At 53.6% G+C, this 25,923-nt stretch carries 20 protein-coding genes; 5 read left to right on the top strand and 15 right to left on the bottom strand.

The window, feature by feature from the left end; all coding sequences use genetic code 11:
* Positions 1-32 precede the first annotated feature (32 nt).
* The 4 genes from AACZ64_RS01355 to recJ all read right to left on the bottom strand — a co-directional run bounded on the left by AACZ64_RS01355 (position 33) and on the right by recJ (position 5,683).
* Positions 33-2,270, bottom strand: coding sequence for a CRISPR-associated endonuclease Cas3'' (locus AACZ64_RS01355; protein ID WP_293614396.1), 2,238 nt, complete (start codon positions 2,268-2,270; stop codon positions 33-35).
* A gap of 189 nt (positions 2,271-2,459) precedes the next feature.
* Positions 2,460-2,810 (bottom strand): hypothetical protein, encoded by a 351-nt coding sequence (locus AACZ64_RS01350; protein WP_293614397.1) that lies wholly within the window; start codon positions 2,808-2,810, stop codon positions 2,460-2,462.
* Between the two features lie 95 nt (positions 2,811-2,905).
* The gene (locus AACZ64_RS01345; RefSeq protein ID WP_293614398.1) at positions 2,906-3,880 is read right to left on the bottom strand and encodes a WYL domain-containing protein; all 975 of its coding nucleotides are present in this window, start codon (positions 3,878-3,880) and stop codon (positions 2,906-2,908) included.
* A 72-nt stretch (positions 3,881-3,952) separates the two neighbouring features.
* Positions 3,953-5,683 (bottom strand): single-stranded-DNA-specific exonuclease RecJ, encoded by a 1,731-nt coding sequence (recJ, locus tag AACZ64_RS01340; protein WP_293614399.1) that lies wholly within the window; start codon positions 5,681-5,683, stop codon positions 3,953-3,955.
* Between the two features lie 158 nt (positions 5,684-5,841).
* Between recJ and AACZ64_RS01335 the strand changes: the two genes are divergently transcribed.
* Both AACZ64_RS01335 and AACZ64_RS01330 read left to right on the top strand, forming a co-directional pair.
* Positions 5,842-7,815: a 3-hydroxyacyl-CoA dehydrogenase NAD-binding domain-containing protein gene (locus AACZ64_RS01335; RefSeq protein ID WP_293614400.1), complete on the top strand. Its 1,974-nt coding sequence runs from the start codon at positions 5,842-5,844 to the stop codon at positions 7,813-7,815.
* Positions 7,812-9,095, top strand: a complete 1,284-nt coding sequence (locus AACZ64_RS01330) for an acetyl-CoA C-acetyltransferase (protein ID WP_272993402.1) — start codon at positions 7,812-7,814, stop codon at positions 9,093-9,095. The genes AACZ64_RS01335 and AACZ64_RS01330 overlap by 4 nt, the downstream gene beginning before the upstream one ends.
* 73 nt (positions 9,096-9,168) lie before the next feature.
* On the opposite strand, the gene AACZ64_RS01325 is transcribed toward AACZ64_RS01330, so the two are convergent.
* The gene (locus AACZ64_RS01325) at positions 9,169-11,388 is read right to left on the bottom strand and encodes a lipopolysaccharide kinase InaA family protein (RefSeq protein ID WP_293614401.1); all 2,220 of its coding nucleotides are present in this window, start codon (positions 11,386-11,388) and stop codon (positions 9,169-9,171) included.
* Positions 11,389-11,776: 388 nt separating this feature from the next.
* Positions 11,777-12,703, bottom strand: a complete 927-nt coding sequence (locus tag AACZ64_RS01320; protein ID WP_293614402.1) for an SdiA-regulated domain-containing protein — start codon at positions 12,701-12,703, stop codon at positions 11,777-11,779.
* A 289-nt stretch (positions 12,704-12,992) separates the two neighbouring features.
* Here AACZ64_RS01320 and ppk1 point away from each other — a divergent pair, with 289 nt between their 5' ends.
* Complete coding sequence (gene ppk1 / locus AACZ64_RS01315; RefSeq protein WP_293614403.1) at positions 12,993-15,038, top strand: polyphosphate kinase 1; 2,046 nt, start codon at positions 12,993-12,995, stop codon at positions 15,036-15,038.
* 21 nt (positions 15,039-15,059) lie between these two features.
* Here ppk1 and thrC read toward each other — a convergent pair whose 3' ends face one another.
* The 9 genes from thrC to ffh all read right to left on the bottom strand — a co-directional run bounded on the left by thrC (position 15,060) and on the right by ffh (position 23,513).
* Positions 15,060-16,460, bottom strand: coding sequence for a threonine synthase (gene thrC, locus AACZ64_RS01310; RefSeq protein WP_339639614.1), 1,401 nt, complete (start codon positions 16,458-16,460; stop codon positions 15,060-15,062).
* Positions 16,461-16,495: 35 nt separating this feature from the next.
* Complete coding sequence (locus AACZ64_RS01305) at positions 16,496-17,800, bottom strand: homoserine dehydrogenase (protein WP_339639613.1); 1,305 nt, start codon at positions 17,798-17,800, stop codon at positions 16,496-16,498.
* A 236-nt stretch (positions 17,801-18,036) separates the two neighbouring features.
* The gene (locus AACZ64_RS01300) at positions 18,037-18,792 is read right to left on the bottom strand and encodes a DsbC family protein (protein WP_339639612.1); all 756 of its coding nucleotides are present in this window, start codon (positions 18,790-18,792) and stop codon (positions 18,037-18,039) included.
* 68 nt (positions 18,793-18,860) lie between these two features.
* A complete protein-coding gene (xerD, locus tag AACZ64_RS01295; RefSeq protein ID WP_339639611.1) occupies positions 18,861-19,763 on the bottom strand; it encodes a site-specific tyrosine recombinase XerD in 903 nt (300 codons plus the stop codon).
* A 124-nt stretch (positions 19,764-19,887) separates the two neighbouring features.
* Positions 19,888-20,244 carry a 50S ribosomal protein L19 gene (rplS, locus tag AACZ64_RS01290; protein WP_293613833.1) on the bottom strand — a complete coding sequence of 119 codons (357 nt, stop codon included), beginning with the start codon at positions 20,242-20,244 and terminating at the stop codon, positions 19,888-19,890.
* Positions 20,245-20,318: 74 nt separating this feature from the next.
* Complete coding sequence (gene trmD / locus AACZ64_RS01285) at positions 20,319-21,068, bottom strand: tRNA (guanosine(37)-N1)-methyltransferase TrmD (RefSeq protein WP_293613834.1); 750 nt, start codon at positions 21,066-21,068, stop codon at positions 20,319-20,321.
* A 33-nt stretch (positions 21,069-21,101) separates the two neighbouring features.
* Positions 21,102-21,641 (bottom strand): ribosome maturation factor RimM, encoded by a 540-nt coding sequence (rimM, locus tag AACZ64_RS01280; protein ID WP_293613835.1) that lies wholly within the window; start codon positions 21,639-21,641, stop codon positions 21,102-21,104.
* Between the two features lie 13 nt (positions 21,642-21,654).
* Positions 21,655-21,903, bottom strand: a complete 249-nt coding sequence (gene rpsP, locus AACZ64_RS01275) for a 30S ribosomal protein S16 (RefSeq protein WP_036858401.1) — start codon at positions 21,901-21,903, stop codon at positions 21,655-21,657.
* 212 nt (positions 21,904-22,115) lie between these two features.
* The gene (gene ffh, locus AACZ64_RS01270; protein ID WP_339639664.1) at positions 22,116-23,513 is read right to left on the bottom strand and encodes a signal recognition particle protein; all 1,398 of its coding nucleotides are present in this window, start codon (positions 23,511-23,513) and stop codon (positions 22,116-22,118) included.
* A gap of 139 nt (positions 23,514-23,652) precedes the next feature.
* Here ffh and ccsA point away from each other — a divergent pair, with 139 nt between their 5' ends.
* Positions 23,653-24,441 carry a cytochrome c biogenesis protein CcsA gene (gene ccsA / locus AACZ64_RS01265; protein WP_293613836.1) on the top strand — a complete coding sequence of 263 codons (789 nt, stop codon included), beginning with the start codon at positions 23,653-23,655 and terminating at the stop codon, positions 24,439-24,441.
* Between the two features lie 153 nt (positions 24,442-24,594).
* Complete coding sequence (locus AACZ64_RS01260) at positions 24,595-25,899, top strand: HlyC/CorC family transporter (RefSeq protein ID WP_293613837.1); 1,305 nt, start codon at positions 24,595-24,597, stop codon at positions 25,897-25,899.
* Positions 25,900-25,923 lie beyond the last annotated feature (24 nt).

Genomic DNA, 25,923 nt, shown 5'->3' with positions numbered 1-25,923 from the left:
TCTCTCCTTATTAGCTAGCTTGCAGTTCGTTCTTATACAACCAATCTTTCGGCTTTTATGAAAGCGGGATCATCCCAGTGCAGCCCAAATTTCTCGTCATACAAATCTGGATTGACCAACCGCATAAACTGCTCCCCATAACGCTCTTCTGCAACCGGATGAATGGCCCCGAACTTCTGCAAGGCCTTAAATGCATTCTGGGGCACCTGCACCAAATAGGGTTGCAGTAACCGGGCCAGGCCAGGGGCATACTCCAGTTTATCCAGCGCTTCAGCAACTGCCGGAATTAGTCGATCTGTGCCAGGAACAAAGGGCACAATGATTGGCCGCATAGAGGTTTCTATAAACTGAAAGTTTCTTGCCAGACTTTCCAAAGGCAAGCTTTCCGGTGAGCTTTGTCTGAGCAATTCCAGTAGTCCTTTTGCGTCCAGCTCCGCATCTCCTTTCTGCCAATACAGTTCACGAAAATAATCATGCACCGCATCCAGCGCTAACAGGTCATCCGCATGGCGACGCTCAATACTGCGAAACACCTGTGCAAACTGTGCCAACTCCGTCGGTGGCGCCCAATCCGAGTTATTGGTAGCAAAGACAAGCGTCTCGCTGGCTTCACGCGAACGTCGACCCTCGCGGTTGCAACGACCTGCTGCCTGAGCAATGGAATCGAGACCCGCTTCAGCTCTCAGCACGGTCGGGAAGTCGATATCCACGCCTGCTTCGATCAGTGAAGTGGAAACCAACCTACATGGCTTTTCTTCTTTTAACTCGATCCTTACCTGCTCCAGTACCGTACGACGATGTTTGGCATACATCAGCGTCGTCAGATGACGGGCCCCCGGATGATCCGCAATGGTTTCATAAAGCGCGCGGGCATGACGACGATTATTAACAATGCAGAGCACCTGGTCCCGTTGGCGGAGTTGATTTGCAAGATCATCATCAGAAAGAGATCCGATATGACGCACATTCACCCGGCGCAACTTCTCATAAAGTACGGGAGGGTTAGGCGCAAGCTCATGGACATTCTTCAAACCGTTGGAAAAACCCTGATCTTCTCTCAACGCGGGCTGGGTTGCCGTACATAGCACGATGCTTGTTTTGTAATTCAAGGCCAGTTCGTCCAGCAGCGTGACACATGGCCGCAAGAGCTTGATCGGCAATGTTTGAGCTTCATCAAGAATTACGACACTCCCTGCAATATTGTGTAGTTTTCGGCAATGTGAAGGCCGATCAGCAAACAGGCTCTCGAAGAACTGTACTGCCGTCGTCACAACAATCGGCGCATCCCAGTTTTCCATAGCCAGCTTTCGTTTTTCTTTAGATTCCGGCGCCTTGTCCGGATCATCAAAAAAGGCACTGTGATGTTCCAGTACTGCGGCCTCACCCAGGTCACCAAAGGCTTCACGAAATACCTGCGCGTTCTGCTCGACAATGCTGGTAAAAGGAATGACATAGATAACACGTTGCAGATCATGCTCAATGGCATGATCAAGGGCAAAAGCGAGGGAGGCCAGTGTCTTCCCCCCACCTGTGGGAACTGTCAGGGAAAACAATCCGGGATCATGAGTAGCCCGACCACGGACATGCCCAAGAATTTCTGCACGCAGACGATTAACATCAGAATTTGCCCTGAACTTTGCAAGGTATTGATCCAGGCATTCGCGTAATTGTTCAATTGCAGGGTGGATTATCCCCCTGCGCGGCGCTTTACCTTCAATCTGGCGATAAAATTCATCGGTGTCGATGAAATCAGCATCTACCAGACAGGAAAAAATCATTCGTACCAGCAGGGAGAGCTGAAACATCCCTCGATCCGGACGAGGCTTGAACCCCTCCGGCAGGTTAAGCTCTTTGGAAGACGGCAGAGCGATTTCCTTTTCCCAATCATTCAACAATTCTGGCAGCCCGGCTGCCAGTCTGTCCGCCAGACTAGTACGCTTTTGATCATCAGCGACTCTGCCATCAGCAAGTCCAGCATGGTGCCCGGCAATGGTATAGGCCAGCAGCTGCCCTAATTGCTCGTAACGCTCCAACACAACTCGCGCCCCCCAGGCAGAGTGATCTACACGCGGACCACCCTCCAGGCGTTTCTGAAATTCTTGGGTGTATTTCCCTAAGTCATGTAGTAAGCCGGCCGTACGAGCCATTTTTTGCGCGCCAAAATGGGCAGCAAATTCCTCAGCTAGATCGCCCACAGATGTGAGGTGCTCTGACAACCCCTGCCAATCTGATTTATTTTGCTGTTCGGTTGAGTGAGCGTAAAACTTCATGGCCTATTCAGTAACCTGTAGCTTTGAATTAGTATTGATCGAAGTTCACCAATGTCATGTAAAAGTCCGAGTAAATGGGCAATATCACGCAGACCTATTTCCCCAGCAAACTTCCCAGCCAAGTTACCGATCTCGCGTAAATGGTCAATCAGGGGGCCATCTTTTTCTCTAATCTGCTCAACATACTGACTACTCATTTCCATTCTCCCTCAACACCCAAAATTCAAAATCGAGTTCCTTATGGGCGCAAGTGCCACCGTACCTTCCGGATTTTCCACTAGGCCAAAAACTCTGTCTTTCACTCCGTATTAAGGCCTCTATTAATATCCATATTGACGAGAAAATCTCCCGAATGCCGTAAACCAACAAAAGGAAAACCAGGCTAAATATAAAGACGGCGCCAAAAAATAGCGGGAGGGCCAACAATACCAGCAGGCTTTCATCCACAATGGTGAGATACAGCGTTCCCGGCACGGAGAACAGACATGCCGCACTTGTAACCGGCCTGAGGTTGTTCGCCGCTTCTCTGTCGATGGTCATGCCACACGCCTCCCTGACATCTACTTACCACTGTTTGTGACTATATCGCCTTGTCCGGACAAAACGCGTCCTGGTGATATATACAGCATCCACTATTACTCACCTTCTGTTTCTTCGTACATCACCAGCGCCTGCCGCAACCGGCGATGCACTGCCTGCCGTAATTCGGCTGGGGCTTCTACCGCAACATGGGGCAGATGGCGCAGGATGTCCTGCACCAGTTCCTTGTCATTGGCATAGGGCAAGGTCAGCAGATAGTCCCGTCCGTCCCATTCGCCCAGCTGGTCCGGGTGCCATTGCTGGCTGGCAATGTCCCGGGCAACCGCCGGGAGGAAACGCAACCTTGCCTGATGGCGAGGCTTTCCGGCAAAGATGCCGTAGCTGGTAGAGAAGTGGTTTTGCAAGGTTTCCCGATCCATTTGCTTTCGGTCGGTTTTGAGGATGTCAGCACGGATAATACGAGCCACTGAAAAGGTGCGCAGGCTATTGCGCAGGTGACAAAAGGCGTCCAGATACCAGTTTTCACGGTAGTAGACGAGGTGCTGGGGGCTGATATAGCGGTCGGAGTTGATACCTTGGTAGTCACTGTAGTAGATGTGCAACTGCTTTTTGAGCAACAGCGCTTCGGTAACCCGGTGGAATACTTTACCCTGAAGTTGGCGCTGTGCCATGGGCAGTATGCGGAGCTGATCGGCAAAGGCGCTAGGATCAATGCCCCGCGCCTTAAGCAGTTTGGTGACCTCTTTTTCAATCACGGCGATTTCATCGTTGAGGATGCCGTTGCCCAACTGTTCCAGCAGGTTGAGCAACAGGCTGAGGGATTGCAGCTCATCACCGGTCAGCCACAGGCCGGGTAGTTCGAAGAGATCGCCCTCATTTTGTTCGTAGCGCCAGCCGCGGCCCGACTCGTCATATACCAGCGGGGCATCCACCAGCTGCATGGTTTCCAACAGGCGTTTGACGTTGCGCTCGGTACACTCCAGTTCTTCCGCCAGCAACCGAACGGGAACCGGCAAGCGACGGTTTTTGAAAATGCGGTGGAGCTGCTGAATGCGGTCGAATTTGTCCATGTGTACTCATCCCTGAAGTTGATCCTGCTCTCGATTTAATGGCCTTTGAGTACAAAGTGCAACCTGCCAGTTTTAAGCGAGGTGTTCCACCAACAACTGCATGGACTCCCTGCCCCGCCACAGGTTGATATCCAGTTTATAAATCAGCCGGACCTGGTCGGCTGCCGGGTCGGGCCAGCAGTCGGTATCGACATTGAACGCAATGGCGTCGATTAGCTGACTTCTTGACGCGTCGGTTGCCAGTACCAGTTTGAGGTGTTTTTCACCGACGATGCGCTGTTGCACGATATGAAATTCGCCCTCGAACAGCGGTTCGGGAAAATGTTGCCCCCAGGGGCCGGCCTCGCGCAGCAATTGGGCGGTGTCGATATTGAGTTCAGTGGTATCCAGCACCCCATCGGTGAGGATTTCTGCTTCCAGATCCGCCGGGGTGAGCAATCGACGTACCTCTGCATCAAACGCATCGACAAACTTCAGATAGTGATCTTTTGGGAGACTCAGCCCTGCCGCCATGGCATGGCCGCCGAATTTACTGATCAGGCCCGGGTGGCGGCTGGCGACTGCGTCCAGGGCATCACGGATATGCAGGCCCTTGATGGAGCGGGCAGACCCTTTGTATTCGCCGTTGTCTGCATCGGCAAAGACGATGACCGGACGATGCACCCTGTCCTTGATGCGCGAGGCCAGCAGACCCACCACCCCCTGATGCCAGTTGGCATCGAACAGGCACAGCCCCCAGGGTAACTTCTGTTCGTCCAGGTGCAATTGCTCCAGTGCCAACAGCGCTTCCCGCTGCATGTCGGCTTCGATCACCCGGCGGTCGCGGTTCAGTTCATCCAGTTGCAGGGCATATTCCCGCGCTATATAGGGGTCGGTTTCAAGCAGACACTGGATGCCGATGGACATATCATCGAGCCGACCGGCCGCATTGAGCCGGGGCCCGATGGCAAAACCGAGATCTGATGCCACCAGGCGGCTGCAATCGCGGCCCGCGAGGTCGAGCAGTGCCTGGATGCCCGGCCGGGATTTCCCCGCCCGGATACGCTGCAATCCCTGGTAGACCAGAATGCGATTGATCGTATCGAGAGTGACCACATCGGCCACGGTACCCAGTGCCACCAGATCGAGCCATTCGGCCATATTGGGTTCCACCCGTTGCTGATCTGCAAACCAGCCGTGCTCACGAAGTCGCTTGCGGAGGGCGCTCATCAGATAAAACACCACGCCCACTCCGGCGAGGTTTTTACCGGGAAACTCACAACCGTGCTGGTTGGGATTGACGATGGCATCCGCTTTGGGCAGTTGTGCGCCGGGCAGATGGTGGTCGGTGATCAGCACTTTGATACCGGCGGCTTTTGCGGCCTCGACACCACTGACACTGGAAATACCGTTGTCGACCGTGATGATCAGATCCGGTGTTTGCTGTTTGGCCAGTTCGACAATTTCCGGGGTGAGACCATAGCCGTATTCGAAGCGGTTGGGCACGATATAATCCACCCGGGAAAACCCCATGGCCCTCAGCGCCAGCAGAGTCAGCGCCGTGCTGGTGGCACCATCGGCATCAAAATCGCCGATAATGAGAATCGATTGCTGTTCATTGATGGCCTGCTCGAGCAGCACGACCGCCTCGCCGATCCCGAGCAGGCCGTCAGGGCCCGGCAGCCCCTGGAGTGTTCGCGCCAGTGCCCGGTCGTTCTCGGCCCCCCGGGCCGCATAAATGCGCTGCAATAACGGCGGAACCGATGAACTGAATTCGCACTGGGTCAGGTCAGCAGTGCGGCGGGTGATATGGGGTTTCGTCATGGCAAAGTGTTCCAGATCCATTTTATGCGGGGAGCATTTCAATCCGTTGCCAATCCGCTATGATGAATTGATGATAACAACAGACCGACATTGTAAAGCAGGCTGGTATCAGGAAGCACACGAGCCAGCGATGCGATGGGAAAGGAGATGTTTTACCGATGACCGATAACCCTTCGTACAAGCACTGGCAACTGGAGCGGGATAACGAAAATATTGCCTGGCTGGCAATCGATCGTTGCGCTGAGAGTGTCAACACTCTGAACAATGAGGTGATGCAGGAACTGGATGCCATCCTATCGGAGCTGGAAACGGTCCTGCCCGCCGGACTGGTCATTTACTCGCCGAAAGCCAGCGGCTTTATCGCCGGCGCGGATATTCGTGAATTTGAACAACAGGCCGACCGCGAAGTGGCAAAAGCCGGTATTGAAATGGCCCACCGGGTCTTTGCCCGGCTGGAGGCACTGCCCTGTTATTCGGTTGCTGCCGTTCATGGCTTTTGTCTCGGCGGAGGTCTGGAGCTAGCACTGGCTTGCAACTACCGAGTAGCACTGGATGCTGAGAGTACCCGGATCGGGTTCCCGGAAATCCAGTTGGGGATTTTTCCCGGCTTTGGTGGCACCGCACGCAGCATTCGCCTGCTGGGAGGCCGCAAGGCACTGGAGTTGATCCTCAGCGCCCGCTCTCTCAGAGCCCGTGCCGCACGTGCCGTGGGCCTGATGGACAAGGTGGTATCAGAACACGGCAGCCTGCACTGGGCAGCGCGCAAAGCCATCGTCAAGCAACGCAAAGGACACCGGGCCAACCGGCTAGAGCAACTGACCAGCAGCCCCGGCATGCGCCAGATCCTGGCCAAAGTCATGACCCGCGAGGTGGCCAAACGGGCCCGTCCGGAACACTACCCGGCACCCTATACCCTCATCGAACTCTGGCGGAGGGTGGGCAGCGACTTTGAAGCTTTGCTGAAAGGCGAAGCAGACAAAGTCAGTGAATTACTGATGGGTGACACATCCCGACACCTGCGGCGGGTTTTCCGTCTACAGGAACAGTTAAAGGCTCTCGGCAAATCGGATGAAACCACTGCCAATTGGCAGCCCCACCGCGTGCATGTGGTCGGCGCGGGCGTCATGGGTGGCGACATTGCCGCCTGGTGCGCTCTACGAGGAATGGAAGTCACACTGCAGGATCGGGAGGCTAAATACATCGAGCCCGCCCTGAAACGGGCTGAAAAACTGTTCAAGAAAAAATTGCGCAGCACTGCACAGGTTTCTGCGGCGAGCAGCCGTCTGATCGCCGACGTGGACGGAGAAGGGATTGCCCGGGCGGATGTCGTGATTGAGGCGATTTTTGAAAATCTGGAGGCCAAGCAGCAACTCTTTAAGGATCTGGAGGAAAAAGCCCGACCTGACGCCGTACTGGCAACCAACACCTCTGCCATACCACTGCATGAAATTGCACTGGGCTTGCAGCAGCCACAACGCCTGATCGGGCTGCACTTCTTTAATCCGGTAGCAAAGATGCCGCTGGTGGAAGTGGTGCGGGGCGAGCAGTCCAATCCCGCGGATATTCAAAAAGGCTGCCTGTTCAGCAATCGTATCGGCAAATTTCCCTTGCCGGTCAACAGCGCTCCCGGCTTTCTGGTCAATCGTGTGCTGGCCCCGTATATGCTGGAGGCTATCAATCTGCTGGAGGAAGGGCACAGCATGGCCACCGTGGATGAAGCAGCCAAACACTTCGGCATGCCGATGGGACCGGTTGAACTGGTGGATACTGTCGGGCTTGATGTCGCGCTCAGTGTGGTCAAAAAACTCGCACCGGACAGGCAGGAGGCCATTGCGAAACTGGAGGCGCTGATTGACGAGGGCAAGCTTGGCAAGAAATCCGGCGAGGGCTTTTACCGATGGAAGAAAGGCAAGCCTGACATAGGCAAGGCCAGTGATATGGTGGCCATGGATATTCTCGGTGACCGCCTCATCAAACCGCTGCTGGCCGAGTGTCAACGCTGCCTGGATGATGCCATTGTCGACAGCGCCGACCTGCTGGACGCCGGGGTCATTTTCGGCACCGGCTTTGCCCCCTTTCTCGGCGGCCCGATGCATTACCTGGAACACCAGCAGTCGGAGGTGAAACCATGAGCCAAACCAAGACCATTCGTCCGGTAGCCATTGTCGGAGCAAACCGTATTCCTTTTTGCCGGGCTGGCACCGGCTATGCTGATCTGACCAACCTCGACATGCTGGTCAGCGCCCTGCAAGGGCTGGTGGATCGTTACAATCTCCATGGGCAACAAATGGATGAGCTGGTGGCGGGCGCTGTGATGACCTTCCCGAAGGATTTCAATCTTGCCCGCGAAGCGCTGTTGGGCACCAGCCTGTCGCCGTTGACTCCCGGTATCACGCTCCAGCAGGCCTGCGGCACCAGCCTGCAAGCAGCCTTTGGCATCGCCTCGAAAATCGCCTGCGGGCAGATTGAGTGCGGCATTGCCGCCGGTACCGACAGTGCCAGCGATGTACCGGTGCTGTTTTCCAGGCGATTCTCCCAACGGCTGGTGGCGCTATCCAAGGCAAAAACCACCCGTCAGAAACTGGCTATCCTGAAAGGCTTTCGCCCTTCCGAGCTCGCCCCTGTGGCCCCCGCCATCAGTGAACCGCGCACGGAACTGAGCATGGGCGAGCACTGTGAATTAATGGCAAAGCAATGGCAGATCGGCCGCGAAGCACAGGATGAGCTGGCGCTGGCCAGCCACCACCGTGCCGAGTCCGCCTACAGCAACTGTTTTTTTGATGACCTGCTGAGCCCCTGTGCGGGCATGTTGCGGGATAACAACCTGCGCCAAGACCTGACGCTGGCGCAGCTCGAAAAGCTAAAACCGTCTTTTGATCGCAGCGCGAAAGGCACCCTGACTGCCGGTAACAGCACGCCGCTGACTGACGGGGCAGCCTCCCTGCTGCTGGCCAGCGAGGAATGGGCCGCCGCCAACAATCTGCCCGTGCTGGCACGTCTCACCCATATGGAAACGGCCGCTGTCGACCATGTGGGTGGTGAGGGCCTGCTGATGGCGCCGACCGTGGCCGTGGCCAATATGCTGAGTCGTGCCGAACTCAGCCTGCAGGATTTCACCCATTATGAAATCCACGAAGCCTTTGCCGCACAGGTGCTCTGCACCCTCAAAGCCTGGGAGTCGGAGGAATACTGCCGGGAAAGGCTGGGCCTGGAAAAAGCATTAGGCAGTATTGATCGAGACAAGCTCAATATGACCGGCAGCAGTCTGGCCATCGGCCATCCTTTTGCCGCCACCGGCGCACGGATAGCCGGTACGCTGGCAAGGCAACTGCAGTTGGCGGGACAGGGGCGCGGCCTGATTTCGATCTGCACCGCTGGCGGTATGGGAGTGGCGGCTATTCTGGAGAGATAACTGCAGCGGGAGCCGCTATTGTTTTGCCGATGGCCTCTCACGCGCGCCGGTTACTTTGACCACTTCTGGTCGGTTACTTAGAGCTTCCGTTTGAGCGGGCAGCCCTGTTAAGCAATCGCTTGATGGCCTTGCGTCCAAAACGACGCTTGAAGGCGGCCTTGAAGTCATACAGATAAAACGGTATGCGGTAATGCCATGGGATAGCACCTCCGCTCTCAGGCCGTTGTAGATACTGGCCGATCAACTGCTCCCGACCGGCCCAATGGAGCTTGTTGCAGACACGGGAAAGATCGGAAAGTCGCTCCATCGTGGTGGCACCGCGATTAAAGAAACGCGCCCGGTTAATGTCGATCAGGGTGAACTGAAGCTCGCCCCCAGGTGATTTTTTAATGAGGATATTGCCACCGGAAAGATCCCGGAAATAGACTCCCCGGCAGTGCATCTCAAACAGGAAACGTCCCAGCTCCCGGTAGGCCTGTTCAGAGGAAATATCCTGAAAGTGGCTGGCACCCTCACGAAATGCCGACAGTATTTCCCTGGCCGTAAAATCTGCGTCAACCCGGTCACAGATAAAGTAATTTTCCAGCAGACTCCGATCACCGACTTTTTCGAAATAGGCCAGCGGCATCGCTGTGGGGATACCCCTGCGCAATAATTCTGCAGCGGCAATCCAGCTGCGGCGGGCTTTTGAAGGCCTGTGTCTTTCGAGAAAGCGCTTGTGGGGATGAATCTTCAGCGGTTTTTTTGCCACAACCGCCGTTGCCAGCGCGCCGTCGACTGTCCAGACAGCATTGCGGGCGCGGCGCAAAAGGTTTTCTTTGGTGGGGTCGGGCAAGTGATCGGGATGCAGAACCTTGAAACGCAATGCCGCTTCGGCGGGGCTATTGGCCACCAGCATGCCGTGCCACTGGTCATCATCGTACAGGTAGTATTTCTGATCGGGGATATGCCGGTAAATGTGCTCTATCTGCGCGAGGTCTGGCTCGATCAGCTGCACATCTGCCGTAGCGGGCCAGGTCAGATACAAGGGGGCCTCTGAAATCAGTTGCACCTTGCCGGTCAGACAATCTCCGTCGCGATCAAGTAACTCGCTGGCAGCGATATCGCCTTCGCTATAACAGGCCCGCAGCGGCAGTGCTTTGCCATTTTCTGCCCAGGCCACATGAATCAGGTGACGGTCATTGCGGAATGCATGTATCTGCAATCCACCGGTGGTGGCCAGTGCGCCTTCGTAGCGACCGCCTGAGATTTCTGCGATAAAGGTTTTCATGGCCTGGAAGGCCGGGCGAATGCGATAGCTGGCTTCGTCTCCCAGCACCCGATGATAGTGCGTTACCCTCTCCAGCAAAGGATAGGTACCGGTATCATCGTCAATCAGCCCTTCGCGGTTGCACAACATCGGCCCCCAATAGATCTGACGCATCGACCCGGAAGCCGCACACAGCACCATATATCTGGTCAGGTAATCCGCCATCTTCTGTTCACTGTTGACCAACACGCGTTTGATACGGGGCAAGGTCCAGAAAGCGGAGGGAGAGACCAGTTCATCGATACCAAAGTCACTGGTGATCTTCTTGAGAATCCGGCACTTTTTGACCAGATTTACTTTCACAAGCTGCCCGATCCAGCTACCCATCAACCGGTGATCAAATCGCTCCGGCTCCACCACCCGTTCACTGAAAAGGTTATTGGTGTGGATATCGGGCAGCTTGCCTTCCTGCTTTAAACGGGTCAGTACAGCGATATTCCAGAGTGGTTCAAAATCACTGATATTGGGGCCGGCCAGCCTGATATTTCTGGACTTGATTTCGTCGTAGGCAATGCTCCAGCTGGTAAAAAAACTCTCGGTATCATAGCCGGACCAGCGACGGCGATTGATGGTTGAGCCAACCTCAATTGCCCAGAGTCTTTCACCGTAACGGGTGGCAGTTGAGCTGACGAATTCACGCCAGGCCACCTGCCCCGCAGGCGTGTTAATTCGTTTTACTTCCTCAAACGGTTGTACCAGATGCAACAGAACCTGGATGTCGGTGGCCAGCAGACGATCCAGCAGCCGGGCGACCGGGCCTGCCATATCCCCGTAGGTGAAATCGACACGGACCTGGCTGATACCCAGTTCAGCAAGGCGCTCCAGCACATAGTCGTCTACCAGTGGGTTATCCGCGGTGGTGACACCAACACCGATAAAGTCTGTCGGGACAGTGTGGCCGGCAACGGGCAGGTGCCCTCCCGATACCCGCATCCTTCCCGACAGGGTATAAGGCACAGCGTCCAGTATGAATTTGAGATTCATCGTGTCACCGCAGAAAATTCGGGGTAAAAGCATCCCCTGAAGCGCCAGGCGGACTGAAATTGATACATTCTCCACTCACCATTGCATCACCGGGGAGACTCACATCAATGGAGACTGACGGTTTGAATGGCAACTGGCCCTCCTGACAACAGATGAAGCGATGTTCTGATTTGCTGAAACCGGCAAAACCCTTATGACCTGCCATGCATTGTTATCAATTATTCTGGTTGGCAAGGGTATCAGATTCGCGGCTGTGAGGCAGCATTGATCCGCACTCCCTCGCGGATTATGTGACCCTGGAAGCACTGCTGGCCAGCGGTGGCTATAGCACCGACATAATCACCGGCTCAATCGCTATGCTTAACTGCAGGTTCACCCCAAGCGGCAGCTACTCTGGGGAAAACCGGTAGAACAGATTTGGCTCACTGACGATGTAGATATTCAGTTCAGAGTCTACAGCTACACCCTCTGCCTGGGGGATGGTGCTCTCCAGACCACTCCTGCCCGCTCGCAAATCCAGCAAACTGATGGATTGTCTTTCATCATCGTGTTCCACCAGCATATGAGATTCATCGCTCAGAAATAACTTATGCCCCACGCCCCTGACATGGGTGATTGATGACAGGTCCCTCATAAAAAGCTCCGGCGAGTCCGGTGATTTGATCTCGCGAATACCGATATTCATTGGTTCACCCACAACAAAACTGACAAACCCGGTGATTTCAATCACTCGCATCGGATTGCGCTCTTTTACCACCAACAAGCGCTGCCCATCATCATCCCAGGATAGACCTTCAAAACCCTTATTGGTATCACTGCCGATCCCGACCACCAGGGTCGGCACACCTTCGGTATGGACGCTATCCACGCCATCAGGCATGTCGACGACCAGCAAGCGGTGAGTGCGCTCTTCGGCAATCACATAACGATCACCACTGACGTGTGTAAAACCTTCCATATCCCTGACACCCTCGATCCGGATTGAACGCAACAGTTCACCTTCGAGGGAAAGCTCCACCACCACCGGATCACTGTTCAACAATGCCCAGAGGGTATTTTTCTCACGGTTATAAGTCAGTGCTGAGAGATCGTCCTCAAGCGCCGGGATTGTCTTGCCATCAATGGTTACCCGGTAGCGCGACAGATCCATTGCACCCTCGGGCAGCACCATGTTACCCAGACGAAAGCTCTGCCAGGAAAGCACGCCGGCATGCCAGCCATTGAGCATGGGTTTGTAGCCATAGATCAACAGCGCAGTGACACCGAACAGTACACCAACGACCATCAGGAACCGTTTCATAACCTGGCCTTTCATCAGTACTCCGCACACCCATCGGAGCGGAAAACGCTGAGTATTATGGTGAAAACAACGGCATTGTCCATGTGAGAATCCTACGCACTGAACGACAGGATTGGTTTGCTAATATGGATTGAAGGAGAGCGGGGATGACTTTCTGATTTATGCAGAATATGAGACATTCAGTGAAACTCTACAGGGTATTGTCATTCACCTGTCACTTTAATGTCATACAAAGACGTTCTGGACACAGTATGCTGATTCAGCAACAGGTCAAAAAATCATTACATATGGTATCAGGTCGCACATGAAAAAATACCCAATATACCCAAAAGAACTGAGCTGGCTTGCCTTCAATGAGCGTGTCATTCAGGAAGCTGAGGATGAAGAGAATCCTGTCATTGACCGGGTACATTTCCTCGGTATTTTTTCTGACAATCAGGATGAGTTTTTCAAAGTTCGGGTGGCTGATGTCAGACGCAAGGTACTGATTGAACAGATCGCGGGCTCGGCAAAGGACTGCAAACAGCTCCTGCGCGATATCAACAAGGGTATTGCCAGGCTTTCGGTACGGTTTGACCGGGCATTCCGAGCCGTTCTGGCAGAGTTACAGAAACGACGTATCTATTTTTTAATGCCAGAGGACCTCTCTGCCAGTCAGGGTGAATGGGTTCGCGAACATTTTCGCGCGCAAGTGCTACCCCGCATTGTGCCCATTCTGGTCACCCCGGAAATTGATCTGTCGAAAGTGCTGCGAGATGGCGCCAACTACCTGGTAGTGGAAATTGGCAAGAAAGATGGCGTCGGTTATGCCCTATTGGAAGTGCCGGACACCAGCAGTCGTTTTTTGAGATTGCCCAATGACCAAAGAAATCGCCGTCGGCACTTTATGATTATCGATGAGGCGATTCGGTACTGCCTGGATATGGTGCTGGTGGATTTTTTCCGCTATCACAGCCTCAATGCCTGGTCGATGAAGTTTTCCCGGGACGCCGAGTACACACTCGACGATGAAATTGACCGAAGCCTCGTTGAAAAAATGTCGATTGGGCTAAAGCAACGCCTTCAGGCCAACCCCGTCAGGCTGACCTTCGACCGGGAAATGCCTACCGAGATGATCGACATGCTAAAAAGCAAGTTTGGCTTTGCCAAAGGCGACAGCATTATTCCTGGGGGCCGCTACCGCAACTTTCGCGACTTTATCGGCTTTGCCAACCCCGGCGAAAAGTACCTCGCCAGCCAGCCAATTCCCACCCTGTCTGTCAGTCAGTTTGACCGAGCAAAAAATACTTTTGATGCGATTGATCAGGGCGACATCCTGCTCTATTACCCCTATCAAAAATTCAATTATTTTGTGGAATTTTTACGCCAAGCGGCATTTGACCCCAATGTTATCTCTATAAAAATTAATATCTACCGAGTGGCGAAAGACTCTAGAGTCGTGGAATGCCTGATGGATGCGGCGCGCAATGGCAAACAAGTCACGGTTAACGTGGAACTGAAAGCGCGTTTTGATGAAAAGCAGAATCTGGAGCTCTCCGAAATGCTCGCCGAGGCAGGTATCACAGTCATGCTGGGCGTACCGGGCCTCAAGGTACATTCAAAATTGTGTCTGATTACCAGAGAGACCCAGCATGGCGAGCAACTCTACACCCATATTGGCACGGGCAACTTCAACGAAAAGACCGCTGAAATTTACACGGACTTTTCCCTTTTTACCTGCCACGAAAATATTTGTGAGGAAGTTCGCAATGTCTTCAACTTTATTGAATACAGCTTCAAGCACTACGACTTCAAATACCTGCAGGTCTCGCCCTTCAACAACCGACGCAAAATCCGCGCGCTGATCAATCGTGAGATTCATGCCGCAAAATCTGGCCGCAAAGCCGTTATCAGCCTGAAGCTCAACAATCTGGTGGACGACAGCATCATCAGGCAGCTCTATGCGGCGAGCCAGGCAGGCGTCAGAATTCGCATGATTGTCAGGGGAATGTGCTCACTTCAGCCGGGCATCAAGGGTCTATCGGACAACATTTCAATTATCAGTATCGTAGACCGGTTTCTGGAACATCCCCGCTGCCTGGTCTTCCACAATGGCGGCGACCCCGAGGTCTACCTGTCATCGGCGGACTGGATGACCCGCAACCTCGATTACCGGCTTGAAGTGGGCGTCCCCATTCTGGATGCCACCTTGAAAAAACGCGTGATTGATATCTTGGAAATCCAGTTCAGCGATCGCTGCAAGGCTCGGGTGATTGATGAACAGCAAAGCAACAGCTATGTAAAACGGGGCAACAAGAAAAAAGTGCGCTCACAAATGGCTATCTACGACTACCTTAAAAAACTGAAATAGTCGTTTCTGTTTTCCCCCCGGTTAACGGCGGATATGTTCAGCCATGTATTGCTGCACCGATCCAATGTCGTTGGGCTGCACGGAATACCGCTCCTCGCGTTCAAACAGGTCGGCCATGTGATGCGGCAGAGGTGGATCCTGCTGGTAGCCGGCCTTGCGCACCGCCTCGGGAAATTTCGCCGGATGGGCGGTGGCCAGACAGACCATGGGAATATCCTGGCGGCGGCGGGTATGACGCGCTGCGGCGACGCCAATAGCGGTGTGCGGGTCGAGCAGATAACCGTTCTTCTGCCACATATCATGAATGACCGCCATCATGGACTCGTCATCCAGTCGATAGCTGGTGAACAGCTGCCGCGCACTGGCCAGGGCTGCCTCGCTGAGACGCAGGTTGCCGGTTTTTTTGAAGTCGGCCATCAGGGCAGCAAGGGCGGCCCCATCCCGATCATAAAGGTCAAACAGCATCCGTTCGAAATTACTGGACACCATGATATCCATGGACGGTGAGAGACTGTGTACCAGCTGGTGCAGACTGTGATCATTGGAACTGATGCAGCGGTGCAGTATGTCATTGGCATTGGTGCCGATCACCAGTTGATCAATCGGCAGACCCATGCGGCTGGCCAGATAACCGGCAAAGATGTCACCGAAGTTGCCGGTGGGCACAGAGAACGCCACCGGGCGATGGGGGGCTCCCAGCGCCAGTCCGGCGTAAAAGTAGTAGACAATCTGGGCCATAATGCGCGCCCAGTTAATCGAGTTGACCGCCACCAGCTGACGCCCTTCCGGTAGGAATGACTGGTCACCGAAGCTGGCCTTGACCATATTCTGGCAATCATCGAAGTTGCCCTCTAAAGCGATATTGAAGACATTATCTTCCAACACCGTGGTCATCTGGCGGCGCTGCACTTCAGATACCCGTTGATAGGGATGAAGAATAAAGATATCCACATTGTCACTGTGGCGACAGCCTTCAATCGCAGCCGAGCCGGTGTCACCGGAGGTAGCACCCATAATGGCGACACGCTGATCGCGCTTTTTCAGCACATAGTCCAGCAGGTGACCGAGAAATTGCAGAGCAAAGTCTTTAAAGGCCAGCGTCGGCCCCTGAAACAGTTCGAGAATAAATTCGTTGTGACCGCTTTGTATAAGAGGCGCGATGGCATCGTGACGAAAAGTACTGTAAGCCTTGTCGATCAATTCCCGTAGCGTGTCATCCGGAACCTCGCCGGCCATGAATGGGGACATCACCTTGAAGGCCAGCTCCTGATAGGACAGGCCAGACCAGCTGGCAATTTCTTCCCGGGAAAACTGCGGTAGGGTTTCCGGCACATAAAGACCGCCATCGGTAGCCAAACCGGCCAGTACTGCATCTTCAAAACTCAATACCGGGGCCTGCCCGCGGGTGCTGATATAATTCACGCTTGATACCTGTTCTGTTCTTGAAACGGAAAACGCTAGCCCAGTGATTCCACACGAATCCTGACAATATCACCCTCGGTCGTGGGCAACTGTTGAATCTTGTCTACCGCTTCGTCGAGTTTCTTCACCACGGCGCGGTCGGTGAGAATAATCAGCGGCACATAGTCCTCGCCATCATCTGCCTCTTTTTGGATAACGGCCTCAATACTGATTTTGGCATCGCTGAGAATCTGGGTAATTTTTGATAAAACCCCCGGCACATCACGTGCCGTGATCCGCAGATAATAGGCAGTTTCGACCTGTTCAATAGACAGCACCTGAATATCGCTCAACTGATCTGGCTGAAAACCCAGGTGGGGGACCCGGTGCTCCGGATCGGCCGTCAGGGTGCGGGCCAGGTCGACAATATCGGCAATCACTGCAGAGGCCGTAGGTTCTGCCCCGGCGCCGGGACCGTAATACAGTGTGGGGCCCACGGCATCACCCTTGACCACCACGGCATTCATCACACCATCGACATTGGCGAGCAGTCGTTTGCGGGGGATCAGCGTGGGGTGAACCCGCAGTTCAATACCACCATTGTTGCGACGGGCAATACCCAGATGCTTGATCTGATAGCCGAGTTGCCGGGCGTAGGCCACATCCTGGGTGTCCAGGTTACTGATGCCTTCGGTAAAGACTTTTTCGAATTGCAACGGGATACCAAAGGCGAGGGAGGCCAGAATAACCAGCTTGTGGGCCGCATCAATCCCTTCCACATCAAAAGTCGGGTCAGCTTCTGCATAGCCACGCTGCTGTGCCTCCACCAACACATCATCAAAGGCGCGGCCCTTGTCCCGCATTTCTGTCAATATAAAATTGCCGGTGCCATTGACTATCCCCGCCAGCCACTCAATGCGGTTGGCCGAAAGGCCTTCCCTGATCGCCTTGATAATGGGAATGCCGCCTGCGACAGAGGCTTCGAATGCAACGGTGACACCTTTAACCCTTGCGGCATTAAAAATTTCGTTACCATGCTCGGCGATCAGCGCCTTGTTCGCCGTGACCACGTGCTTACCATGAGCAATGGCATCGAGAATCAGTTCGCGCGCAACGGTAATGCCACCAATCAGCTCTACCAGAATATCGACATCGGGATTGCGGGCAACCGCAAATACATCTTCGGTAACCGGGGTATCGCCAAGCTGGCAGTCGGGATTGGGGCGCCTGCTCGCCACCTGCACTATCTCAATGCGGCACCCCGCTCTGGCATTGATTACGTCACCATTGCGCTGCAACACATTAAATGTGCCACTACCTACTGTTCCGAGGCCACACAGGCCAACTTTTACTGAGTTCAATCGATTTGCCTCGGTGTTAACCGGTTTAATTCAGTGCCAACTGGGGTAATACCGTTTTGTGGCACGTCGTGACAGACATGTCTACGCCGCGATATCACGAAAACGACCACCACGATACCCATTCACTGCGCAAGCGCAGTCTTCAAACCAGCAGGCTGATGAAGGTTCGCAACCTTAATTGGCAGTAAAGGGACTGTCAATCTACCAACAATGATTTGGCCACGCCGGTTACCGCTCTAACCATCACTATTTTCATCAAGCCCCATGATCGTCAGCAACTCAGCTGCCGGGCTGTAACCAGGCAACAAAGCACCGTCTTCCAGAATCAGGGCCGGGGTGCCGGTGATGCCTATTTTCTGACCGAGCAGAAAGTGACTGGCAACGGGATTATCCTTACAGACGTTTTCTGTTATCGGCTGGCGGTTTTTCAGTGCAGTGAGTGCGGCCAGCTTGTCTTTGGCACACCATGCAGAAGCTATCTTGCGATAGGAGGCGGAGTCCAGTCCGGCTCTGGGAAAAGCCAGATAGCGAACCTCCACGCCGGCCATGTTCAGTTCGGGTACAGTTTCAATATGAAGTTTTCGGCAATAACCACAATCCACATCCGTGAATACATGGAGAATATAACGGCGTACATCTGCGGCGGGGAAAACAATCATGTCTTTCGTTGCCACCGAGTCCAGCATCTCTTTGCGCAATTTCGCCGCAGCCAGATCCTTGATCGGTGCGAACATTCCCGGAAGAGCCTGATACATGTCACCCGTAATGATGTAATCACCGGTTTTATTGGCATAAAAGAATTGGGTACCGTTGATTCGCACACGGTAAAGTCCGTCGATGGGTGAGCTTTCCACTGCACCGTATTTCAGGTCAGGACGCGCCTGCTGCAATTTGTCGATGATGGTCTTGCGTGTCTCTTCTGACACATCAGCGGCATAAGCGGTGGGTAGTAATATCAGGACAATTATGGTGCCCAACATTTTTTTGATCATCGCGGGTGTCTCTTGTCAGTTTCAGCATGGCCAATCAGGTATTGAGTCTTAATGGCCACAAGGGTTCACTACCCTCTCGGGTGGTGTTCCATATGCAGCGCCTTGATGCGGGTACTGGCTATGTGGGTGTAGATCTGTGTGGTGGAAAGATCACTGTGCCCGAGCAGCAATTGTACCACCCTGAGATCGGCTCCGTGATTCAGCAGATGGGTCGCAAATGCGTGGCGAAGTGTGTGTGGTGAAAGGGGTTTTTCAATACCGGCCTGGCGGGCGTAACCTTTGATTCGGTGCCAGAAGGTCTGCCGGGTCATTTGCCGGGCTCGACGACTGGGGAACAACACATCACTCTGTACAGCCCCCAGCATCAGGGGCCGGGCTTCCCGCATGAAACGCTCCAGCCAACTCATTGCTTCATCGCCCATGGGCACCATCCGCTCCTTGCCACCCTTACCTGTCACCCTCACCACACCCTGCCGCAAATTGGCCTGATAAAGGGTTAGCCCCACCAGCTCGGAGACCCTCAGGCCCGTGGCGTACAGCACTTCCAGCATGGTGCGATCACGCAGACCCAGCAACGAATCAGTGTCCGGCTGATTCAACAGCGCCTCCACATCCATTTCCGTAAGACTCTTTGGGAGCGGACGACCCAGCTTGGGGTTTTCCACCATTGCAATGGGATCTTCGACAAGCCGGTTTTCCCGGAGTAAATAACGGTAAAGCCCCCGCATACAGGACAACTGTCTGGCCGCCGAGCGCGCCGACACACCCTGTTCAAAGCGGCGGGCAAGGTAGCGCTGTACATCGGCAGCCCCCAGCCCAATCAGGGACAAATCCTCCCGCGTTACCCAAATGGCCAGCGCCTCAAGATCGCGTCGATAGGCTTCCAGGGTATTGCGACTCAGGCCCTTTTCCATCCAGAGGGCATCGAGATAATTGTCTATCAGGTGTTGGTCGGTCGATGTCGGCGCCATGGGTTACTCTAACCGGGCTCGAAGCATGGAACAATCATCAAAAATTGCAGGCAACCCTGAAAGCCACTTTCAGCCATAAAAAAAGGCACCAACCTGTGGTGCCTTTTTCCATTGAGGAATGAACTCAGTTGAGCTTTTCCTTGATACGTGCAGCCTTGCCCGACAGTTCGCGCAAGTAGTAAAGTTTGGCTTGGCGCACATCGCCACGACGCTTGACCTGCACACTCTCAACCAGCGGGCTGAAAGTCTGGAAGGTCCGCTCAACGCCAACGCCATTGGAAATTTTGCGAACAGTGAATGCAGAATTCAATCCACGATTGCGCTTGCCAATCACCACACCCTCGAATGCCTGCAGGCGCTCGCGGGTGCCCTCTTTAACCTTGACCTGAACAACGACTGTATCGCCTGGGGAAAACGGCGGCAGTTGTTTGCTCATTTGTTCTGTTTCAATCGCGGTAATAATCGAATTTTTGTTACTCACGGTTTGCTCCTCAGCTTTTGTTGGTTGGTGGCATGCCACCTTTTTGAGTAGCGTCGCACAGAGAGGAAAACGACTCAGTCACTTTCATCTGCCGACTCTTTGACAATCCTGTCCATTAATTGCTGCTGCTCGTCACTGAGCGTCAGTTTTTTCAACAGTTCCGGGCGTCTCTGCCAGGTTCTCTGCAATGACTGCTTCAACCGCCACTGCCGTATTTTTTCATGGTTGCCCGACAGCAAAATCTCGGGCACTTTAAAATCTTCGTACTGCTCCGGCCGCGTGTAATGGGGACAGTCCAGCAGGCCATCGGCAAAGGAATCCTGGTCTGCCGAGTCCTCGTGACCCAATGCACCGGGCAATTGCCGGATCAATGCGTCGAGCAACACCATGGCGGGCAGTTCACCGCCACTGAGTACGTAGTCCCCGATGGACCACTCCTGATCCACTTCCAGCTGGATCAATCGCTCATCAACCCCTTCGTAACGTCCGGCAACCAGTATCAGATCGCCCTGTGCTACCAACGCGTTAACGCCAGTCTGATCCAGCACACGGCCCTGGGGCGAGAGGTACACCACTGTGGCCGGGCCCCCTATCCATGTACGTGCGACGCCGATGGCCTTGCGCAAAGGCTCGATCATCATCACCATTCCAGGACCGCCACCATAAGGGCGGCTATCTACTGTCTGGTGCCTGTCACTGGTGTGGGTTCTCGGATTGAAAAATGCCACTTCCAGCAAGCCCTGCCTGATTGCCCTACTGCTGATACCGTAGTCGGTGAGGGCAGCAAACATTTCGGGGAAAAGTGTAACCAGTGCTACTTTCATGGCCGGTTATCCTTTGGGCTATCCCCCCGATTATTAAAAAGCCGGATCCCAGTCCACCTCGATCTTGCCGACGCCGAGATCGACGTTTAATACAAATTGATCTATGTAGGGAATCAACCGCTCTTCCTGATCCAGGCTCCTGTCATCCCCTTTCACAACCAGCACATCATTGGCACCGGTTTCCATCAGAGAGTCGACGATGCCAAGTCTGACGCCCTGAGAGGTCACAACAAGCATCCCCTCAAGCTGGTGCCAGTAATACTGACCATTAGCAAGAACCGGCAGTTGCGCTTTTGCCACGTAGATGTCCTGCTGGCAATAAGCTCTGGCCTGATCTCTGTCATCAATCTCCGCCAGGTGAACCATCAGTCCCTTGGCAGTGGAACGCTGTTCTGTGACCTTCAATTTCTGCCAATGATCAGCAATCTTCAGCCACCAGGGTTGGTAATCAAAAATGTTACCGCCCGGCTCGGTGAAGGAGTGAATTTTTACCCAACCCTTCACACCATGAACTGCCGTTATGCGCCCGACAACCACTGGATCAATCGGGTCCACACTTTGCTGGGCGTTCACGGCCTTAGTCTTATCAGGCTTGCTTGGCTGCTTCTTTCACTAACTGGGAAACACGATCGGACAACATCGCGCCCTCGCTCACCCAGTGTTGCACACGATCCACATCCACCCTGAGACGCTCTTCTAGGCCACGGGCAACCGGGTTAAAAAAGCCGATGCGTTCGATATAACGACTGTCACGGGCCCTGCGGCTATCAGTGACATGTATATGATAGAACGGACGCTTTTTTGAGCCTCCGCGAGCCAGACGAATTGTTACCATGAAAACTCTCTTCTGTATTTAGTTTCAAATTACAGCCGGTCGATTCCTCATCACTGAGGAACAAGACCACGCCCGGTCTCTCGAACAGGCACCTGTGAAAGGCGCGGGATTATAGCGAAAACACGCAACCGTGTATAGCTGGAAAGTATAGTTGAAAAACAGCTTTATCCGGAGACGAGATTCAGCGGGAACGACAGCCTGGAGAGGCCCCGCTAAAAGGGGAATTTCCCACCGCCTGGTGGCATACCGCCCCCCATACCACCACCAGTGGGCATGTTGCCTGCCATGCCGCGCATCATCTGCTGCATGCCTTTGCCTTTCATTTTTTTCATCATCTTGCCCATCTGCTTGTGCTGTTTGAGCAGGCGATTCAGATCCTGAAGGTTGGTGCCGGACCCTACCGTTATCCGCCGCTTGCGGGAACCATTCAGCAAGTCGGGGTTTCTCCTTTCCGCAGGCGTCATGGAGTTGATAATGGCCTCCATACGTGAAAACTGCTTCCCCATATTGGCTTGCTCAACCATCTGGCTCATATTGCCCATGCCGGGCAGCTTATCCAGCAAGCCTGAAAACCCGCCCAGATTCTTCATTTGCTGGAGTTGATCGCGCAAATCATTCAGATCAAACCGTTTGCCCTTGGCGACCTTTTTAGCCAACTGTTCCGCTTTTTTACGGTCAACTTTCTGTTCGACATCTTCGATCAGCGACATCATGTCGCCCATGCCGAGAATCCGCGAAGCGATCCGGTCCGGGTGGAACGGCTCCAGCGCATCGGTTTTTTCGCCAACACCGAGGAACTTGATCGGCTTGCCGGTTACCTGGCGAACAGAGAGTGCCGCCCCACCCCGGGCATCGCCGTCCACCTTCGTCAAAATTACCCCCGTCAGGGGCAGTGCTTCGTTAAATGCCTTGGCGGTGGCAACCGCATCCTGACCAATCATTGCATCAATGACAAACAGGGTTTCTACCGGCGACAGTGCTTTGTGTAGCTGCCGGATTTCAGTCATCAGCGCATCATCAATATGCAGGCGACCAGCCGTGTCCACCAGCAATACATCGATAAATTTTACTTTCGCCGCCTGAACCGCATTGCGTGCAATATCGACGGGTTTCTGATCAGTATGGCTGGCAAAAAACTCAACCCCCACCTCCGAGGCAAGCGTTTCCAGCTGTTTAATGGCGGCTGGCCGGTAGATATCGGCACTCACCACCATGACTTTTTTCTTTTCGCGCTCCTTGAGATAGCGAGCCAGCTTGGCTACAGAGGTGGTTTTACCAGCCCCCTGTAGACCAGCCATCAATACCACTGCTGGCGGCTGTGCGGCCAGATTGAGCGACTCGTTACTGTCACCCATCACATGCTCAAGCTCGGACTGGACAGTTTTCAGGAACTGTTGGCCCGGATTGAGACTACTGCCAACCTGCTGACCCAGCGCCCTCTCCTTGACACCCTCCACAAAGGTTTTGACAACCGGTAGCGCCACATCCGCTTCCAGCAGTGCCATACGCACTTCACGCAGGGTTTCCTGAATATTGTCTTGGGTCAGGCTGGCCTTCCCAGAGATTTTTTTCAGGGAAGCCGATAAACGATCACTGAGATTTTCAAACATTGCCATGGGATTTATTTCGTCTTCACCTTATTTACAGGCATAGCAGTATAACTGAAAGCATCCGAGTTTTGGGACGGCCTCTTTTCGCTATCCGCTATCTGTGACACACTTTGTCACCTGTTTAAATAGTCATCCCATTATGCTTACAGCTTCTGCCGCCATCGCCCTGTATATCTGCGCGACCCTGTTCCAGGCGCTTCAGCTTCGCAAGCATCCCAACTTGAAGCTATCTTCTCTGCAGCTGATTGCCGCTCCTGCATTGGCACTGCACGGATACACCAGTGCACACTGGATCTTTAGTGATGCCGGTCTTGATTTCGGGCTGCTCCCCATGACCAGCGCCATCATTTTCACCATCAACCTGATTGTTCTGCTCAGCAGCCTACGAAAACCGGTTCACAGTCTTTTTCTGATTCTCTTCCCTCTGGCAGCACTGATCCTGGCATTGACCCTCCTGATCGGTAGCAGCGCCCCTTTGAGGGAGACCGTGTCTTTACCCATCGGGGCACATATTTTCTTTTCCATTGTGGCCTACAGCCTGCTGACCATCGCTGCGTTTCAGGCGATTTTTATCGCCCTGCAAAACTGGCGGCTACGCCACAGACACCTCGGCAGCTGGCTACAGATAGTCCCTCCTTTGCAAACCATGGAAGCATTGCTGTTTGAGGTGCTGTGGGCCGGCTTTGGTCTGTTGACCCTGTCACTGATTACCGGGTTTCTGTTTTTTGAGGATTTCTTTGCCCAGCACTTGATTCACAAAACGGTTTTCACTCTTTTAGCCTGGCTGTTTTATGGCATTTTATTGTGGGGACGACACATCAAAGGATGGCGGGGCAATACAGCCATTCGCTGGACCTTGGTAGGCTTCAGCGCCATGGTGTTGGGCTACTGGGGAAGCAAGTTTGTCCTCGAGGTAATGCTGCACTGAAAAAACGGGCGTTCTCTGAGCAAAGGACGATTTCAGACCAGCCCAACCGCCAAGCTTGGTTCCCCTCAGAATCTGACACCAAGATATGGTTGCCAAGCACGACAAACTTCTTCAACATACCCTGCCTTAGGTGAATACGAGGTTTTCCCCCCGTTGGACGATACCCCTCTCTGGCTACTATTTAGCGTATTAGCTGGCCTCCTCCTCTTATCCGCTTTTTTCTCCGGCTCTGAAACAGCCATGATGTCACTGAACCGTTACAGGTTGAAACATCTGAGAAAACGACATCTCGGTGCCCGCAAAGCCTACAAACTGCTAAAACGTCCTGACCGACTGATCGGTATTATCCTGATCGGCAACAACATGGTGAATATCCTCGCTTCCGCGATCGCCACGGTCATTGCTCTGCGTCTTTATGGCGATGCCGGTATCGCCATCGCCACATTATTGCTGACACTGGCGATACTGATTTTTTCCGAGGTCACGCCAAAAACAATGGCGGCACTGCACCCGGAAGGAATTGCCTTTACTGCCAGCCACATCCTCAGACCGCTGTTATTTGTCTTTTACCCGCTGGTCTGGCTGGTGAACCACCTCTCCAACGGCCTACTCAGATTACTGGGCGTGAATACTACCAAGTCCCTCGATGTGAGCCTCAGCAAAGAAGAAATTCGTACCGTCGTAGACATCTCCAGTGAAAATATCCCCGACCACCAGGATATGCTGATCAACATCCTGGACCTTGAAACAGTCTCCGTGAATGACATCATGGTGCCACGCAATGAAATTATAGGCTTGGACCTTGAGCTGGAGGTCGATCAACTATTAACCACCATCATTAATTCCGGCTACACCCGCCTGCCTGTATATGTGGGCAACATGAATAATGTATTGGGAATTATTCATGTAAAAACCATCGCCAGGCTGCTGCGTTCTGGCAGTGACAGCCTGACCAAAGAAGCCATCAAACGATTTACCCGAGAGCCCTACTTTGTCCCTGAAAATACACCACTCAACAAGCAATTAGTGAACTTTCAACAGGCCAAACGCCGAATCGGCCTAGTGGTGGATGAATATGGTGAAATTGAGGGGCTGGTCACCATGGAGGACATACTGGAGGAGATTGTCGGCGATTTCACCACTAACAGGGCAGAGGATGAACAGGAAGACATCGTCGCCCTGGACAAGAGGATGTTTGACATTGACGGGTCAGCCACCATCCGGGATATCAACAAAGCAAATTCATGGGATCTGCCGACAGATGGTCCAAAGACAATTAACGGACTGATTCTGGAACACCTGGAAAGTATCCCTGACGGCAACGTGAGTTTTGCCATCGGTCGCTATCAGTTTGAAACGCTGGAACTGAGCGAAAAAATGGTAGTAAAGGTTCGTGTTAAACAGCGCATAACGCTTCATTCAGGAAACGGTGAACTGGACGATGATGACGAAGATTAAACCCAATCGATGAAATATGCCCGA

This window comes from uncultured Porticoccus sp. (genome assembly GCF_963975625.1).
Lineage (GTDB): Bacteria > Pseudomonadota > Gammaproteobacteria > Pseudomonadales > Porticoccaceae > Porticoccus.
Note: the sequence above shows the minus strand (reverse complement) of the source record. Positions and strands in the feature narration are given on the sequence as shown.